Below are 16,710 nucleotides of genomic sequence, written 5' to 3'. Positions count from 1 at the left end.
CCCCACGTGAAGCCCTGGCTCTTCCTCGACGTCGACGGCCCGCTCAACCCGTACGCGGCCGGACACGGACGACTCCCCCGCGGCTACGCCCTGCACCGGCTGCGGCCGGTGCACTGGCCCGCCGACCTCCCCGACCTGCCGGTCTGGCTCGACCCCGGGCACGGCGATCAACTCGCCTGGCTGGCCGAGCACTTCGAGCTGGCGTGGGCGACCACGTGGGAGGACGACGCGAACACCCTGATCGGGCCGCTGATCGGACTGCCCGAACTGCCGGTGGTGCGCTGGCCGCAGGCGCGCGAGGCGCCCGAGGGCGGGATCTTCTGGAAGACCGCGCCGCTGGTACGGTTCGCCGACGGCCGGCCGTTCGCGTGGGTCGACGACGAGATCGGCGCCGGGGACCGGGAGTGGGTACGACACCACCATCCGGCGCCCGCGCTGCTGCACCGGGTCGACCCACGGCTGGGCCTGCGCGGTACCGATTTCGCGACGCTCGGCGAATGGGCTCTCACGCTCGGCTGACATCGCCGGTCGTTTCCGGGAACTGGCGGGCGGGTCCGAGCGTCACTTGCGGCAGGACTGGCGCGATCCGGAGGAGGCCCTGTGCTCGTCGGTGCGGTACGGCACGGGAAGGCGGCGGCCGCGGCCGGCGGATTAGTGCTGGTGGTGGCCGTGCTGGGGGCGGGCGGCTGCGCCGCTCCTCCCGGGACGGACGGCCACGGCCGGCAGGCCGGCGTCAGCACGCGGCCGGCGCCCGCCGACGCGCCCGGGCCGGCACCGGACCAGGCGGCCGCGCACGCCCCCGGGCTCGCCCCCGCCGACGACCAGTCCTGCCATCCGCTGGAGAGCTACCGTCCGCAGGGCGCGCTGCCGCAGCCCGGGCAGATGCCGGCCGGTTCCACGATGGCCGCGATCGTCAAGCGGGGCCGGCTGATCGCGGGCGTGGACCAGAACTCGTACCTGTTCGGCTACCGCGACCCGCTCACCGGGCAGTTGGACGGCTTCGAGATCGAGCTGCTGAAGCGGATCTCGACCGCGCTGTTCGGCTCGCCGGACCGTATCCAGTTCAAGACGATCTCCTCCAATGCCCGGCTCTCCGTGCTCCAGCCGGACCCGAAGACCCACCAGTCGTCCGTGGACATCGTCATCGACTCGATGACGATCAACTGCGACCGGTGGAAGTCGGTCGCCTTCTCCACCGACTACTTGGACGCGGGCCAGCGCGTGCTGGTGCCGAGGTCGTCGACCGCGAAGTCCATCGGCGACCTCGGCGGGCAGCGGGTGTGCGCGGCCTCCGGCACCACGTCCATCGACACCCTCAAGGCGCTCAAGAAGCCTTCGGTGGTGCCGGTGGCGGTCAAGGACTGGACGGACTGCCTGATGTTGATGCAGCTCGGCGAGGTCGCCGCGATCTCCACCGACGACACGATCCTGATCGGGCTCGCCGCACAGGACCCGAACACCAAGCTGATCGGTCCGCGCTTCACCAAGGAGCCGCACGGCATCGCGATGCGCCAGGACCAGACGGACTTCGTGCGCTTCGTCAACGGTGTGCTGGAGCAGATGCGGCAGAACGGTTCGCTGGCCGCGCTGGACAAGCAGTGGCTGGGGGCGAACGCGAGTTCCTTCGTGCCGCCGCCCAGCCCTGCCTACAAACCGGAGTGACCCGGGCTACTCGCCGGAGGAGCCCGGGCTATTCGCCGAAGTACCCGGGGCTATTCGCCGGAGGCACCCGCGCCGGTGCCTTCCTTGGCGGTCGCCCAGGCGTGCTGCGCGGCCAGGTCGGCCTTGACCTCGGCGAGTTGTACGGCGACGGCGGCGGGTGCGGTGCCGCCGCGGCCGTTGCGGGCGGCGAGCGCGCCCGGCACGTCGAGCACTTCACGCACCTCCGGAGTCAGGTGCTCGGAGATCTTCGCGAACTGCTCGTCGGTGAGCTGGTCGAGTTCGATGTCCTCGGCCTCGCACACCTTGACGCACTCGCCGGCCACCTCGTGCGCGACCCGGAACGCCACGCCCTGCCGGACCAGCCATTCGGCGATGTCGGTGGCCAGCGAGAAACCGGCCGGGGCCAGCTCCGCCATCCGCTCCCGGTGCACCGTGAGGGTGGCCATCATGCCGGTGAACGCCGGGAGCAGCACCTCCAGTTGGTCGCAGGAGTCGAAGACCGGCTCCTTGTCCTCCTGGAGGTCCCGGTTGTAGGCCAGCGGCAGCGCCTTGAGGGTGGCCATCAGGCCGGTGAGGTTGCCGATCAACCGGCCGGACTTGCCGCGGGCCAACTCGGCGATGTCCGGGTTCTTCTTCTGCGGCATGATCGAGGAGCCGGTGGAGAAGGCGTCGTGCAGGGTCACGAAGGAGAACTCCTTCGTGTTCCAGATGATGATCTCCTCGGCGATCCGGGACACGTTGATCCCGATCATCGCGGTGATGAAGGCGAACTCGGCGACGAAGTCCCGCGAGGCGGTGCCGTCGATGGAGTTGCCGACGCTGCCGTGCTCGAAGCCGAGGTCGCGGGCGACCGCCTCCGGGTCCAGGCCGAGCGAGGACCCGGCGAGCGCGCCGGAGCCGTACGGCGACACCGCGGTGCGCTCGTCCCACTGCCGCAGCCGCTCCGCGTCCCGGGACAGCGCCTGGGCGTGGGCGAGCACGTGGTGGGAGAAGAGCACCGGCTGGGCGTGCTGGAGGTGGGTGCGACCGGGCATCGGCGCGTCCGGGTGCGCCTCGGCGAGGCCGACCAGCGCGTCCTGGAGGTCGGCGATCAGGCCGCCGATGATCCGTGCGTGGTCGCGCAGGTACATCCGGAAGAGGGTGGCGACCTGGTCGTTCCGGGACCGGCCGGCCCGCAGCTTGCCGCCGAGGTCGGGGCCGACCCGCTCCAGCAGGCCGCGCTCCAGTGCGGTGTGCACGTCCTCGTCGGCGATGGTGCCGGTGAAGGTGCCCGCGGCCACGTCGGTCTCGAGGGTGTCGAGCCCGGCGATCATCCGGTCCAGCTCGTCGACGGTCAGCAGGTCCGCCCGGTACAGCACCCGGGCGTGCGCCCGGGAGCCGGCGATGTCGTAGGGCGCGAGCCGGAAGTCGAAGTGCACGGACGCCGACAGCTTCTCCAGCGCGGCGGACGGCCCGTCGGCGAACCGCCCGCCCCACAGCTTGAGGTCCGGGCCGCCGCTGCCGCCGTCGGCGGCGGTGCCGCTCACTGGTCCAGGTCCCGCTTGGCGGCGATCTTGCTGGACATGCCGAACAGCTCGATGAAGCCCTTGGACAGGGACTGGTCGAAGCTGTCGCCGGTGTCGTAGGTGGCGAGGTTGAAGTCGTACAGCGACTCGTCCGACCGCCGGCCGCTGACGACGGCCCGGCCGCCGTGCAGGGTCATCCGGATGTCGCCCGAGACGTGGCTGTTCGCCTCGGCGATGAAGCCGTCCAGCGCCCGCTTGAGCGGGGAGAACCACAGGCCGTCGTAGACCAGTTCGCCCCAGCGCTGCTCGACCTGCCGCTTGTAGCGGGCGAGTTCGCGCTCGACGGTGACGCTCTCCAGCTCCTGGTGGGCGGTGATCAGGGCGATCGCGCCGGGGGCCTCGTAGATCTCCCGGGACTTGATGCCGACCAGCCGGTCCTCGACCATGTCGATCCGGCCGATGCCCTGGGCGCCGGCCCGCCTGTTGAGCTGCTGGATCGCCTCCAGGACGGTCACTTCCTGGCCGTCGATCGCGACCGGGACACCCTGCTTGAAGGTGATGACGACCTCGTCGGCCTCCCGAGGGGCGGCCGGGTCCTGGGTGTACTCGTAGATGTCCTCGATCGGCGCGTTCCAGATGTCCTCGAGGAAGCCGGTCTCGACCGCCCGCCCGAAGACGTTCTGGTCGATGGAGTACGGGGACTTCTTGGTGGTCGCGATCGGGAGGTTCTTCGCCTCGCAGAACGCGATGGCCTTGTCCCGGGTCATCGCGTAGTCCCGGACCGGGGCGATGCAGTTCAGGCCGGGCGCGAGCGAGGCGATACCGGCCTCGAACCGGACCTGGTCGTTGCCCTTGCCGGTGCAGCCGTGGGCGACGGTGTCGGCGCCGTGCTTGCGGGCGGCGGCGACCAGGTGCTTGACGATGGCCGGCCGGGACAGCGCGGAGACCAGCGGATAGCGGTCCATGTACAGCGCGTTCGCCTGGATCGCCGGAAGGCAGTACTCCTCGGCGAACTCGTCCTTGGCGTCGGCCACCTCGGCCTCGACGGCACCGCAGGCGATCGCGCGCTTGCGGATCACATCCAGGTCCTCGCCGCCCTGGCCGACGTCGACCGCCACGGCGATGACTTCGGCGCCGGTCTCCTCGGCGATCCAGCCGATGGCGACGGAGGTGTCCAGGCCGCCTGAGTAGGCGAGTACGACGCGCTCGGTCACGGGTCTCTCCTTACGATGCATCCACTGACTGGTATAAGTATGCACTCCCTCGTATGAAACGTCAACGCAGCAGGTCAGGGGGCACATACACGGAAGAACCCGCGCCCCCGAAGCCGACGGCGAAGGGGCGCGGGGAACCGCGCGAGCAACCGGCCACCGGGCCGCACCCGGGAGCGGACCGAAGGCCGCGGCGGCGGGAAGCCGCTACGCCTCGCCCTGCGCAAGCCTCAGCAGGTGATCCGCCAGCTTCTGCCCACCCGCGGGGTCCCGCGAGATCAGAACGACCGTGTCGTCGCCGGCGATGGTCCCGAGGATGTCGTAGACCTCCGCCTGGTCCATCGCGGACGCGAGGAACTGGGCCGCACCCGGCGGGGTGCGGACCACCACGAGGTTCGCCGACGCCTCCGCGGAGATCAGCAGCTCCGCGGCGAGCCGCCGCATCCGCTCCTCCTTGACCGACTCCCCCAGCGGCGCCTGGGGCGTGCGGAAGCCCCCTTCCGAGGGCACCGCGTAGATCAACTCACCGTCGTTCGTACGGATCTTGACCGCGCCGAGCTCGTCGAGATCCCGGCTGAGCGTCGCCTGGGTGACGCTCAGCCCGTCGTCGGCGAGCAGCTTCGCCAGCTGGCTCTGCGACCGCACCGGTTGCCGCCCCAGCAGGTCCACGATCCTGCGGTGGCGTGCGGTACGGGTCTGCGGGACTGCCTGGCCCCCGCCATGCGCTTGCGACTCGGTCATCGGTTGCGGATCTCCGTCATTCTGCCGGTCGGTCGGCCTGTGCGGCCCGGTACACCTCGTCGAGCACACCGGGCAGCGCCCGGAGGAACGCATCGGTCTCCGCGTCGCCCACGACGAGCGGAGGCGCCAGCCGCACCACGCCGGGAACGGCCGCATTCACCAGGAGTCCGGCATTCTGCGCCGCCTGTTCGACCTTGGCGGCCAGCGGCTCGGTGAGCACGATACCGATCAGCAGGCCCGTGCCGCGCACATGATCGACCAGCGGGTGTTGCAGCGCCTCCACACCCTGCCGCAGCTTCTCGCCCTGCCGCTTGACGTTGTCGAGCAGATCCTCGGCCACGATGGTGTCCAGCACGGCCAGCGCGGCGGCGCAGGCGACCGGATTGCCGCCGAAGGTGGTGCCGTGGCTGCCGGGGGTGATCAGGTCGGCGGCCGGGCCGAACGCGACCGCGGCGCCGAGCGGCAGGCCGCCGCCGAGCCCCTTGGCGAGGGTGACGACATCGGGCTCGACGCCCTGCGCCTGGCACTCGAACCAGCGGCCGGTCCGCCCGATGCCGGTCTGCACCTCGTCGAGCACCAGCAGCGTCCCGGTGGCCGCGGTGATCTCCCGTGCCGCCTGGAGGTAGCCGGCCGGCGGCACCACGACGCCGTACTCGCCCAGGATGGGTTCGAGGATCACCATCGCGGTGTCGGTGCCGACCGCGGCGCGCAGCGCGGCCACGTCGCCGTACGGCACGTGGGTGACATCGCCGGGCAGCGGCTCGAAGGCGGCACGCTTGGCGGGCTGGCCGGTGAGCGCGAGGGAGCCCATGGTGCGGCCGTGGAAGGCGCCCTGGGCGGCGACGACGTGGGTACGGCCGGTGAGCCGGCCGATCTTGAAGGCCGCCTCGTTGGCCTCGGCGCCGGAGTTGGCGAAGAACACCCGGCCCGGGCGGCCGGAGAGCTGGAGCAGCCGCTCGGCGAGCGCGATGGTCGGCTCGGCGAGAAACAGGTTGGAGATGTGGCCGAGCGACCCGATCTGCCGGGTGACGGCCTCGATCACGGCCGGGTGGGCGGTGCCCAGCGCGTTGGTGGCGATGCCGCCGAGGAAGTCCAGGTACTCCTTGCCGTCGGCGTCCCAGAACCGGGCGCCCTTGCCGCGCACCAGGGGCAGCCGGGGTACGCCGTAGCTGTTCATCAGCGCGCCCTGCCAGCGCTGGGCCAGCTCCTCGTTGCCGGTCACCGTGCTCCCCCTTCTGCGGACGTGTCCGCGGTTGCCGTGCCATCGGATTCGAAATCGGATTCGGATACTGCGTCGGGTACCGGGTCGGCATCGGGTGCCGGGTCGGGGACGACCATCGTGCCGATGCCCTCGTCGGTGAAGATCTCCAGCAGGATCGAGTGCTGCACCCGGCCGTCGATGACGCGGGCGGTGTGCACGCCGTTGCGCACCGCGTGCAGGCAGCCCTCCATCTTCGGCACCATGCCGCTGGACAGCTCGGGCAGCAGCTTCTCCAGCTCGGTGGCGGTCAGCCTGCTGATCACGTCGTCGCTGTTCGGCCAGTCCTCGTACAGGCCCTCGACGTCGGTGAGCACCATCAGCGTCTCGGCGCCGAGCGCGGCGGCCAGCGCGGCCGCGGCGGTGTCGGCGTTGACGTTGTAGATGTGACCGTCGTCGGCGGCGCGGGCGATCGAGGAGACCACCGGGATACGGCCGTCGGCCAGCAGCGCCTCGATGGCGCCGGTGTCGATCGCGGTGATCTCGCCGACCCGGCCGATGTCCACCGACTCGCCGTCGATCGTCGGGCGGTGCTTGACGGCGCTGATGGTGTGGGCGTCCTCGCCGGTCAGGCCGACCGCGAGCGGGCCGTGCTGGTTGAGCAGGCCGACGAGTTCGCGCTGCACCTGCCCGGCGAGCACCATCCGGACCACGTCCATCGCCTCGGGCGTGGTGACCCGCAGGCCCGCCTTGAACTCGCTGACCAGGCCGTGCCGGTCGAGCTGGGCGCTGATCTGCGGGCCGCCGCCGTGCACGACGACCGGCTTGAGCCCGGCGTGCCGCAGGAACACCACGTCCTGCGCGAACGCCGCCTTGAGCGAGTCGTCCACCATGGCGTTGCCGCCGAACTTCACCACCACGACCCTGCCGTGGTGCCGGGTCAGCCACGGCAGCGCCTCGACCAGTACCTGGGCCTTGGGCAGCGCGGTGTGCTTGCGCGGGGTTCCCCCGGGGCGGGGGTCGGCGTCGGTCACGAGCTGTACGCGCTGTTCTCGTGGACGTAGTCGGCCGTGAGGTCGTTGGTCCAGATCACGGCGGACGCGTCTCCGGCGGCGAGGTCAGCGGTGATGACGACCTCGCGGAAGCGCATGTCGACCAGGTCGCGGTCGTCGCCGACCGAGCCGGCCCGGCACACCCACACGCCGTTGATCGCGACGCTCAGCGCGTCGGGCTCGAACGCGGCGGAGGTGGTGCCGATCGCGGACAGCACCCGGCCCCAGTTGGGGTCCTCGCCGTGCACGGCGCACTTGAGCAGGTTGTTGCGGGCGATGGAGCGGCCCACCTCGACGGCGTCGGCCTCGGTCGCGGCGTTCACCACCTCGATCCGGATGTCCTTGCTCGCGCCCTCGGCGTCGCCGATCAGCTGCCGGGCCAGGTCCGCGCAGACCGCGCCCACCGCGTCGGCGAACTCGTCGTGCTCCGGGGCGACTTCGGACGCGCCCGAGGCGAGCAGCAGCACCGTGTCGTTGGTGGACATGCAGCCGTCGGAGTCGATCCGGTCGAAGGTCCGCCGGGTGGCGTCCCGCAGTGCCCTGTCCAAGGTGCCCGAGTCGACGTCGGCGTCCGTGGTGAGCACCACGAGCATGGTGGCCAGACCCGGTGCGAGCATGCCCGCGCCCTTGGCCATGCCGCCGACGGTGAAGCCGGACGGGCCGACGGCCACCGCGGTCTTGTGCACGCTGTCGGTGGTCTTGATCGCGATGGCGGCCTTCTCGCCGCCGTGCGCGGACAGTTCGGCCGCGGCCGTGCCGATGCCCGGCAGCAACTTGTCCATCGGGAGCAGCAGGCCGATCAGCCCGGTCGACGCGACCGCGACCTCGCCCGCGCTGTGCCCCAGCACCTCCGCGACCCGTTCGGCGGTCGCGTGCGTGTCCTGGAAGCCCTTCGGGCCCGTACAGGCGTTGGCACCACCGGAGTTGAGCACCACCGCGGTCACGGCGCCGCCCTTGAGGACCTGCTCCGACCACAGCACCGGGGCGGCCTTCACCCGGTTCGACGTGAAGACACCCGCGGCGGCCCGGCGCGGCCCGGTGTTGACCACGAGGGCCAGGTCCGGGTTGCCGTTCTCCTTGATCCCGGCGGCAACTCCCGCCGCCGTGAACCCTTTCGCTGCCGTCACGCTCACGCCTTGCTCCTGTTCTCTCCGCCCGCTCGGCACGAAGCCGCGGCCATCGTCGTCATCTGCCGCCCGGCGGCCTCGCGGACGTCGTTCACGGGGCCACTCCGATCGTGGAAAGTCCCATGCCCTCGGGAAGCCCGAGCGCGATGTTCATGCTCTGTACGGCGCCGCCCGCCGTGCCCTTCGCCAGGTTGTCGATCGCGCTGATCGCGATGACGCGGGCGGCGTCCTCGTCGTAGGCGACCTGGATGTGCGCGGCGTTGGAGCCGTAGACCGCGGCGGTCGCCGGCCACTGGCCCTCGGGCAGCAGGTGGACGAACGGTTCTTCGGCGTACGCCTTCTCGTACGCGGCGCGTACGTCCGCCGCGCCCACGCCCGGCCGTGCCTTCGCGGAGCAGGTCGCGAGGATGCCGCGGGGCATGGGCGCGAGGGTGGGTGTGAAGGACACGCCGACCCGCTGCCCGGCGACCGCGCTCAGGTTCTGGATCATCTCGGGGGTGTGCCGGTGGCCGCCGCCGACGCCGTACGGGGTCATGGACCCCATCACCTCGGAGCCGAGCAGGTGCGGCTTGGGCGCCTTGCCCGCGCCGGACGTGCCGGACGCGGCGACGACCACCGCCTCGGGTTCGACGAGGGCGGCGCCGTACGCCGGGAACAGCGCGAGCGAGACGGCGGTCGGGTAGCAGCCGGGCACCGCGACGCGCTTGGACCCCTCCAGCGCGGCGCGGCCGCCCGGCAGCTCGGGCAGCCCGTACGGCCAGCTGCCCGCATGTTCCGACCCGTAGAACCGCTCCCAGTCGGCGGCGTCCTTGAGCCGGAAGTCGGCGCCCATGTCGACCACGAGCACGTCCTCGCCCAGTTGCTCCGCGACGGCCGCGGACTGGCCGTGCGGCAGCGCGAGGAAGACCACGTCGTGGCCGGCCAGCACCTCCGCGGAGGTCGCCGCGAGCACCCGCCCGGCCAGCGGCACCAGGTGCGGCTGCAACGCTCCGAGCCGCTGCCCGGCGTTGCTGTTCCCCGTCAGCGCCCCGATCTCGACCTCGGGGTGCCCGACGAGCAGTCTGAGCACTTCCCCACCGGCGTACCCACTGGCCCCGGCCACCGCCACCCGCACAGTCATCGACTCCTCCTTCGATGGCATGACTATACGGCAGTCTGCACTTTTATGCAAAGATCTGGCGTCCCCGTGTTCCACACCATTGGGACCTGGCGGCCGAGTCGGCCCTTCCTGCGCTTGGGCCGGCCCGTATGAGCGCAGCACTTTGTCCTACTCCCCAGGTCGTTATCCTTGAGCCTTTGGACGGCTGTGGCGGACGGCGATGCCGCCCGTCCGGTTCCCCCGGGTCGTCGGCTGCTCATCCCCTGCCGGCCTTCCTCGGTACGTTCCGCACGCGGAAGGCTCTTCATGAACCACCCGGACCACCCGGACCACCCCGACCACCCCGACGCCTCGCACGGCGACCACGCCCATCCGGCGACCCTCACCCCCACGACGCCCCCGGTCGACTCCTTCGCCGACCTGGAACTGCCGGCCGAAGTGCTGCGAACGCTCACCGAGCTCGGCGTGCGCGAGCCCTTCCCGATCCAGGCGGCCACGTTGCCCGACGCCCTCGGGGGACGCGACGTCCTGGGGCGCGGGCGTACCGGATCGGGCAAGACCCTCGCCTTCGGCCTGCCGCTGCTCGCACGGACGGCCGGGCGGCGCGCGGAGCCGAAGCAGCCCCTCGCCCTGATCCTGGTGCCCACCCGGGAACTGGCCCAGCAGGTCGCCGAAGCACTCGCGCCGTATGCCGGCGCGCTGCGGCTACGGATGGCCACGGTCGTCGGCGGCATGTCGATCGGCCGGCAGACCGCCGCGCTGCGCGACGGAGCCGAGGTCGTCGTCGCCACCCCCGGCCGCCTGCACGACCTCATCGAGCGCAGGGCCTGTCGCCTGGGACGGGTACGGATCACCGTGCTCGACGAGGCCGACCAGATGTGCGACATGGGCTTCCTGCCGCAGGTCACCGAGGTGCTCGACCAGGTGCACCACGACGGCCAGCGGATGCTGTTCTCCGCCACCTTGGACCGCGACGTCGAAAGCCTGGTCCAGCGCTACCTCCATGACCCCGTCGTCCACTCGGTCGACCCGTCCGCGGGCGCGGTCACGACCATGGACCACCATGTGCTGGTCGTCCATGGCCCGGACCGGTATGCCGTCGCCACGGAGATCGCCGCCCGCGACGGCCGGGTGCTGCTGTTCCTGGACACCAAGCACGGGGTCGACCAGTTCACCCGGCACCTGCGGGTCAGCGGGGTGGATGCCGCGGCCCTGCACAGCGGGAAGTCCCAGCCGCAGCGCACCCGGACCCTCGCACAGTTCAGGAACGGTCAGGTCACCGTCCTGGTGGCGACCAATGTCGCGGCCCGTGGCCTGCACGTCGACGACCTCGATCTCGTGGTCAACGTCGACCCGCCCACCGACCCCAAGGACTATGTGCACCGCGCGGGCCGCACCGCCCGTGCAGGCGAGTCCGGCCGCGTCGTCACCCTGGTCCTCCCGGGTCAGCGCGGCGAGACGGGCCGCCTGATGGCCGAGGCCGGTATCAAGCCGACGACCACGAAGGTGCGCTCGGGAGAGGCGGAGTTGAGCCGGATCACCGGGGCCAAGGCCCCCTCCGGCACCGCGCTCGACGGTGGGCCCACCGCACCCCGGGCCAAGAACACGAATGCTCGCTACCGCGGCCTGGGCACCAGCAAGGACGCCTCCCGCGGCACCGGCGGCAAGTCCCGCAAGGCCGACGAGGCCCGCAAGCTCGCCGAGGCCCGCAAGGCGGCCCGGGTGCGCCGCGGCAACTGAGCGTGCCCGCCTTGCCCCGTCCTGACGCGGCACATCGGCGCATCGGCGCATCGGCGCATCGGCGCATCGGTCAGGCCGGGTCGCCGATCAGGGCCCAGCGCCAGTGCTGGGTGTCGGAGTACTCGCGCATCGCGGTGATCCGGCCGTCCTGGACGGTGAACACGGCGGAGTTCTTCTGGTCGTACGACCGGCCGGTGAGGCCGGTGGCCCACGAGTCCCACTCGACGAAGACCTGCCCGCCCTCGCCGAAGAGGTTGGTGACGCGGATGCCGACCTCGCGGGCGGGGTCGAGGTGGGCGAAGGCGGTGCGGAGGAAGCCGTCGATCACCTGGTCGCGGCCCTGCCAGGTGCCGGAGATCGGCAGGTCGCCCGCGTACCAGCACAGGAGGCGCGGACGGTGTCCTGGTCGCCGGCGGCGAGGGCGGTGAAGTAGCGGCGCACGACCTCCTTGGGCGCGATGGCGTCCTCGGGTGCAGCGGCGTCCCTGGGTGCGACCGCGCCGGCCCGCGTACCGGTCGGGGCGGTGCGGGGCGAAGGGGTCAGGGGCTCGGTGCTGGTCATGGTGGTGCCGCCTCTGCGTCGGTTCTGCCGGGTGCGGACCGGCTTCCCGGCCCGCATCCACAGTCAATCGGCGGGCGGGCCCCGGACCAAGAAGCAGCTCGCACCGGCAGCGATCACGAATCGTGATGGCCGATCGCGAGGCCGGGGGCGCCCGGAAACCGGGGGCTTGTTCGAGGGTGCGGTGGCAACGGGATATCTTGATATCAAGCAATGTTGGAGACTGGAACGGAGAGCAACCGGTGGCTGACTCGACCATCATCTACACGCACACCGACGAGGCCCCGGCCCTGGCGACGTACTCGTTCTTGCCCGTGATCCAGGCGTACGCCTCGACCGCCGGAGTCACCGTCGAGAGCCGGGACATCTCGCTGGCCGGTCGGATCATCGCCGGCTTCCCCGAGTACCTGGAGGAAGGCCAGCGGATCGACGACGCGCTGGCCGAGCTGGGCGAGCTGGCGCAGCGGCCCGAGGCGAACATCATCAAGCTGCCGAACATCTCGGCGTCGATCCCGCAGCTCAAGGCCGCCGTCGCCGAGCTGCGCGAGCAGGGCTACGCACTGCCGGAGTACCCGGACGACCCGAAGACCGACGAGGAGCGCGACATCCGCGCCCGCTACGACAAGGTCAAGGGCAGCGCGGTGAACCCGGTGCTGCGCGAGGGCAACTCCGACCGCCGCGCCGCCGCCGCGGTGAAGAACTACGCCAAGGCCCACCCGCACCGGATGGGCGCCTGGACGGCCGACTCGAAGACGAACGTGGCGACGATGTCCGCCGACGACTTCCGCTCCACCGAGAAGTCCGCGGTGATCTCGGAGGCCGGCACCCTGCGGATCGAGCTGCACGGCGACGACGGCAGCACCAGCGTGCTGCGCGAGTCCGTACCGGTGCTGGCCGGCGAGGTCGTGGACGCGTCGGTGCTGCGGGTCGGCGCGCTGCGCGAGTTCCTCACCGCGCAGCTGGCCCGGGCGAAGAGCGAAGGCGTGCTGTTCTCGGTGCACCTCAAGGCCACCATGATGAAGGTCTCCGACCCGATCATCTTCGGCCACGCGGTGCGCGCCTTCTTCCCGAACACCTTCGCGGAGTACGGCGCCGCGCTCGCCGCCGCCGGGCTGACCCCCAACGACGGCCTCGGCGCGATCCTGGCCGGCGTGGAGAAGCTGCCCGAGGGCGACGCGATCAAGGCGTCGTTCGCCGCCGAGCTGGCCGACGGCCCGGCGCTGGCGATGGTCGACTCCGACCGCGGCATCACCAACCTGCACGTGCCCAGCGACGTCATCGTGGACGCCTCGATGCCGGCCATGATCCGTACCTCCGGCCACATGTGGGGCCCGGACGGCAAGGAGGCCGACACCCTCGCGGTGCTGCCCGACAGCAGCTACGCCGGCGTCTACCAGGTCGTCCTCGACGACTGCCGCGCGCACGGCGCCTTCGACCCGGCCACCATGGGCTCGGTGCCCAACGTCGGCCTGATGGCGCAGAAGGCCGAGGAGTACGGCAGCCACGACAAGACCTTCGAGATCCCCACCACCGGTACGGTCCGGGTCGTCGACGACAGCGGCAACGCCGTGCTGGAGCAGGCGGTCGGCGCCGGTGACATCTTCCGGATGTGCCAGACCAAGGACCTGCCGATCCGGGACTGGGTGAAGCTCGCGGTCACCCGCGCCCGCGCCACCGGTGACCCGGCCGTCTTCTGGCTGGACGAGACCCGCGCCCACGACGCGGCGCTGATCGCCAAGGTCGAGGCGTACCTGCCCGAGCACGACACCGAGGGCCTGGACATCCGCGTGCTGTCCCCGGTCGAGGCGACGAAGCTGTCGCTGGAGCGCATCCGGCGCGGTGAGAACACCATCTCCGTGACCGGCAACGTGCTGCGCGACTACCTCACCGACCTCTTCCCGATCCTGGAGCTGGGCACCAGCGCCAAGATGCTGTCGGTGGTGCCGCTGATCAACGGTGGCGGCCTCTTCGAGACCGGTGCGGGCGGCTCCGCGCCCAAGCACGTGCAGCAGCTGGTCAAGGAGGACTACCTGCGCTGGGACAGCCTCGGCGAGTTCCTCGCGCTCGCGGTGAGCTTCGAGCACCTCGCGCAGACCACCGGGAACGCCCGTGCGCAGATCCTCGCGGACACCCTCGACCGCGCCACCGGCACGTTCCTCGACCGGGACAAGTCGCCGTCCCGGCGGGTCGGCGGGATCGACAACCGCGGCAGCCACTTCTACCTGGCGCTGTACTGGGCGCAGGAGCTGGCCGGGCAGTCCGACGACGCGGAGCTCGCCGAGGCGTTCGGGCCGCTGGCCAAGACGCTCGCCGAGCAGGAGGAGACGATCGTCGCCGAACTGATCGCGGTGCAGGGATCGCCGGTGGAGATCGGTGGGTACTACCAGCCCGACCCGGCGAAGGCGACGGCCGTCATGCGGCCGTCCGCCACGTTCAACGCGGCGGTGTCGTCCCTCGGTTGAGCCGTTTCCGGGGTGCCCTCCCGTCATGAGGGCACCCTACGGGGGCGCGGGTGCCGCGCGCACCACCGGCCACCGGCCGGTGGTCCGGACACGACAGCAACAGCCGCTGTGGGTCGGTGACGACCTGCCGGGCTCGTCGTGGCCGGTCGCGCAGTTCCCCGCGCCCCCGATTTGTTGCCGTCTTCCACAACGGCAACCCCCCACGCCCCTGGGACACCGCGCGTGCTACTTGGTGCTGCGCAGGACGACGTATTTCGGGTGGGAGGCGACCACGTCGCAGTTGCCGAAGAGGCGGCGGAGGCGGACGTGGTAACCAAGGTGGCGGTTGCCGACAACCCGGAGTTCGCCGCCCGGCCGTAGCGCGGCCCTCGCCGTGCTGAACATGCGGCGCGCGGCAGCGTCGGTGGTGGCGCGGTGGGAGTGGAACGGCGGGTTGAGCAGGACCAGGTCGACGCTGTCGGGCGGCAGCGCGGTGAGCGCGTCGCCGACCGCGAACTCGGCCTTCGCCCCCGGCAGGGCGTTCGCGCGGAACGTCTCCTCGGCGGAGGCGACCGCCTGGTAGGACTCGTCGATGAAGAGCACGTCGGCGGCCGGGTTGGCGAGCGCGGCCGCGGTGCCGACGACGCCGTTGCCGCAGCCGAGGTCGACCACCCGGTCCGGCCCGGTGCGCTGCGGCAGGTGTGCGAGCAGCAGCCGGGTGCCGAGGTCGAGCCGGTCCGCGCAGAACACCCCGGCGTGGTTGACGACGGTACGCCCGGACATCGGGCCGATGTCGTCGGGCAGGGCGTACCGCAGCGGCCACGGGTTCGTACCGCGGGCCAGGCCGGGCTCGGGCGTGCAGAAGATCAGCCGGGCCTTGCGTACCGCCAGCGACGTGGTGGTGGGGCCGATGATCCGCTCGAAGAGCCGGAGCGTGGAGGTGTGGATCTCGCCGATCATGCCGGTGCCGAGCACGGTGGTGCCGGAGTGCAGGGCCGGCGCGAGCCGGTGCAGCTGGTCCTCCAGCAGGGCGAGGCTCTTGGGCACCCGGACGATCAACAGGTCCACCCGGCCGGGCAGTTCGTCGCGGGTGGTGCGCAGGTCGGCCCCGGCGGCCGGGGCGTTGCGCCGCAGGTTCGCCTCGGTGGCCTGCCGGCCGAGGTAGGAGTCGGTGACGAGGGTGGGTCGGGTGGCGCCGTGTACGGCGAGCGCGGTGGTCAGGGCGCCCCAGCGGTCGCCGAGGACGACGGTCGTGCCGGGCGGAGCCGTCACCCCGGTGTCGGCGAGGTGCTGGAGCGCGTACGCGTCGGCGGCGTCCCAGGCCCGTAGCTGCTCGCGCGGCTCGGCCGGGAAACGGGTCAGGTCGAGGTCGCCCCACGGCGAGCTGAATCGGTGCATCGTGCGCCCAGCGTATCCGGAACGCAGGTGAGGCCCGGGGCCTTATCCTGGCCCCGGGCCCCGTTGATGCCGCCCTGTGCTGCCGCCGGCCCGTGTGGCCGCCCCGGGTGAGCTTCACATCGCGCGCGGTGCCCTTTCGCCACCGCCGCACGAGAGCGGCGGGCCGGACTCGAACCGGCCGTGCCGCACGCGCAGCGCCCCGCAGGCGCCCTGGCTCCCTGACGTCCCGTCAGTTCACGGCGTGCGCACCCGGGTCGGGTAGTGCTCGGCGACCACCTCGGTCATCGCGCCCAGCGGGTCGGCGGTGACCTGGGTGGCGGAGAAGTAGATGTTGCCGCGCACCTGCGGGTAGTCCGCGTCGAAGGTGAGGTGGCGGGACAGCTCGGCCGGGTCCTGCCACTGCGCGGGCTGGCCGGCGACGCCGACCTTGTACAGCGCCTCCCCCACGTAGAGCTTCGCCCGCGTGCCCGCCACGACGTCGGACCACCAGGGCACCAGTACCCCGTAGTCGGCGGCGGCGAAGCCGATATTCCAATAGACCTGCGGGGCGATGTAATCAAGCCAGCCGCGCTTGACCCAGCCGCGGGTGTCGGCGTGCAGGTCGTCGTAGGTCTGCACGCCCGCCTGGGTGGCCGAGCCGAGCGGGTCGTTGGCGGCGTTGCGCCACACCCCGAACGGGCTGATGCCGTACTGGGTGCCGGGCCGGATCTGCTTGATGCGTGCCGCCATCTCGCTGACCAGCAGGTCGGTGTTGTGCCGGCGCCAGGAGTCGCGGTCGGGGAAGCCGGCGCCGTAGCGGGCGAAGCTGGCGTCGTCGGCGAAGGTCTGGCCGGCCACCGGGTACGGGTAGAAGTAGTCGTCCCAGTGCACGGCGTCGATCGGGTAGCGGCGCACCGCGTCGAGCATCGCGTCCTCGACGAAGCGGCGGACCGCCGGCTGCCCGGGGTCGTAGTAGAGCTTGCCGCCGTAGGGCAGCAC

General features: G+C 71.8%; 15 protein-coding genes. 4 read left to right on the top strand and 11 right to left on the bottom strand.

Going from position 1 to position 16,710, the window contains the following annotated elements; translation table 11 throughout:
- Positions 1–6: 6 nt before the first annotated feature.
- Together AC13HU_RS12155 and AC13HU_RS12150 are read left to right on the top strand one after the other, a co-directional pair.
- A complete protein-coding gene (locus AC13HU_RS12155) occupies positions 7–519 on the top strand; it encodes a hypothetical protein (protein ID WP_483041826.1) in 513 nt (170 codons plus the stop codon).
- Positions 520–600: 81 nt separating this feature from the next.
- Positions 601–1,662, top strand: coding sequence for a glutamate ABC transporter substrate-binding protein (locus AC13HU_RS12150; RefSeq protein ID WP_483041825.1), 1,062 nt, complete (start codon positions 601–603; stop codon positions 1,660–1,662).
- A gap of 50 nt (positions 1,663–1,712) precedes the next feature.
- On the opposite strand, the gene argH is transcribed toward AC13HU_RS12150, so the two are convergent.
- The 7 genes from argH to argC form a co-directional block, all read right to left on the bottom strand.
- Positions 1,713–3,188, bottom strand: a complete 1,476-nt coding sequence (argH, locus tag AC13HU_RS12145) for an argininosuccinate lyase (protein WP_483041824.1) — start codon at positions 3,186–3,188, stop codon at positions 1,713–1,715.
- Positions 3,185–4,381 carry an argininosuccinate synthase gene (locus tag AC13HU_RS12140; RefSeq protein ID WP_483041823.1) on the bottom strand — a complete coding sequence of 399 codons (1,197 nt, stop codon included), beginning with the start codon at positions 4,379–4,381 and terminating at the stop codon, positions 3,185–3,187. Before AC13HU_RS12140 ends, argH begins: the two co-directional genes overlap by 4 nt.
- A 204-nt stretch (positions 4,382–4,585) precedes the next feature.
- Positions 4,586–5,119 carry an arginine repressor gene (locus AC13HU_RS12135; protein ID WP_483041822.1) on the bottom strand — a complete coding sequence of 178 codons (534 nt, stop codon included), beginning with the start codon at positions 5,117–5,119 and terminating at the stop codon, positions 4,586–4,588.
- 16 nt (positions 5,120–5,135) lie between these two features.
- Complete coding sequence (locus tag AC13HU_RS12130) at positions 5,136–6,341, bottom strand: acetylornithine transaminase (RefSeq protein ID WP_483041821.1); 1,206 nt, start codon at positions 6,339–6,341, stop codon at positions 5,136–5,138.
- Positions 6,338–7,351 carry an acetylglutamate kinase gene (gene argB / locus AC13HU_RS12125; RefSeq protein WP_483041820.1) on the bottom strand — a complete coding sequence of 338 codons (1,014 nt, stop codon included), beginning with the start codon at positions 7,349–7,351 and terminating at the stop codon, positions 6,338–6,340. Before argB ends, AC13HU_RS12130 begins: the two co-directional genes overlap by 4 nt.
- On the bottom strand, positions 7,348–8,502 hold the full coding sequence (argJ, locus tag AC13HU_RS12120) for a bifunctional glutamate N-acetyltransferase/amino-acid acetyltransferase ArgJ (protein ID WP_483041819.1): 1,155 nt from the start codon (positions 8,500–8,502) through the stop codon (positions 7,348–7,350). The genes argB and argJ overlap by 4 nt, the downstream gene beginning before the upstream one ends.
- Positions 8,503–8,587: 85 nt before the next feature.
- Positions 8,588–9,616 (bottom strand): N-acetyl-gamma-glutamyl-phosphate reductase, encoded by a 1,029-nt coding sequence (argC, locus tag AC13HU_RS12115; RefSeq protein ID WP_483041818.1) that lies wholly within the window; start codon positions 9,614–9,616, stop codon positions 8,588–8,590.
- Positions 9,617–9,901: 285 nt separating this feature from the next.
- Here argC and AC13HU_RS12110 point away from each other — a divergent pair, with 285 nt between their 5' ends.
- The gene (locus AC13HU_RS12110; protein ID WP_483041817.1) at positions 9,902–11,335 is read left to right on the top strand and encodes a DEAD/DEAH box helicase; all 1,434 of its coding nucleotides are present in this window, start codon (positions 9,902–9,904) and stop codon (positions 11,333–11,335) included.
- 70 nt (positions 11,336–11,405) lie between these two features.
- On the opposite strand, the gene AC13HU_RS12105 is transcribed toward AC13HU_RS12110, so the two are convergent.
- Both AC13HU_RS12105 and AC13HU_RS12100 read right to left on the bottom strand, forming a co-directional pair.
- On the bottom strand, positions 11,406–11,663 hold the full coding sequence (locus tag AC13HU_RS12105; RefSeq protein ID WP_483041816.1) for a nuclear transport factor 2 family protein: 258 nt from the start codon (positions 11,661–11,663) through the stop codon (positions 11,406–11,408).
- Positions 11,660–11,896, bottom strand: a complete 237-nt coding sequence (locus AC13HU_RS12100) for a hypothetical protein (RefSeq protein ID WP_483041815.1) — start codon at positions 11,894–11,896, stop codon at positions 11,660–11,662. The genes AC13HU_RS12105 and AC13HU_RS12100 overlap by 4 nt, the downstream gene beginning before the upstream one ends.
- Before the next feature lie 239 nt (positions 11,897–12,135).
- Between AC13HU_RS12100 and AC13HU_RS12095 the strand changes: the two genes are divergently transcribed.
- Positions 12,136–14,355: an NADP-dependent isocitrate dehydrogenase gene (locus AC13HU_RS12095; RefSeq protein ID WP_483041814.1), complete on the top strand. Its 2,220-nt coding sequence runs from the start codon at positions 12,136–12,138 to the stop codon at positions 14,353–14,355.
- A 225-nt stretch (positions 14,356–14,580) separates the two neighbouring features.
- Here the strand turns inward: AC13HU_RS12095 and AC13HU_RS12090 are convergent, their stop codons facing one another.
- Positions 14,581–15,732, bottom strand: coding sequence for a methyltransferase (locus tag AC13HU_RS12090; RefSeq protein WP_483041813.1), 1,152 nt, complete (start codon positions 15,730–15,732; stop codon positions 14,581–14,583).
- Between the two features lie 234 nt (positions 15,733–15,966).
- On the bottom strand, positions 15,967–16,710 hold a 744-nt coding region (locus tag AC13HU_RS12085; protein WP_483041812.1), incomplete at its 5' end, for a glycoside hydrolase family 10-like protein.

The organism is Streptomyces sp. NH27, assembly GCF_056859195.1.
Note: the sequence above shows the minus strand (reverse complement) of the source record. Positions and strands in the feature narration are given on the sequence as shown.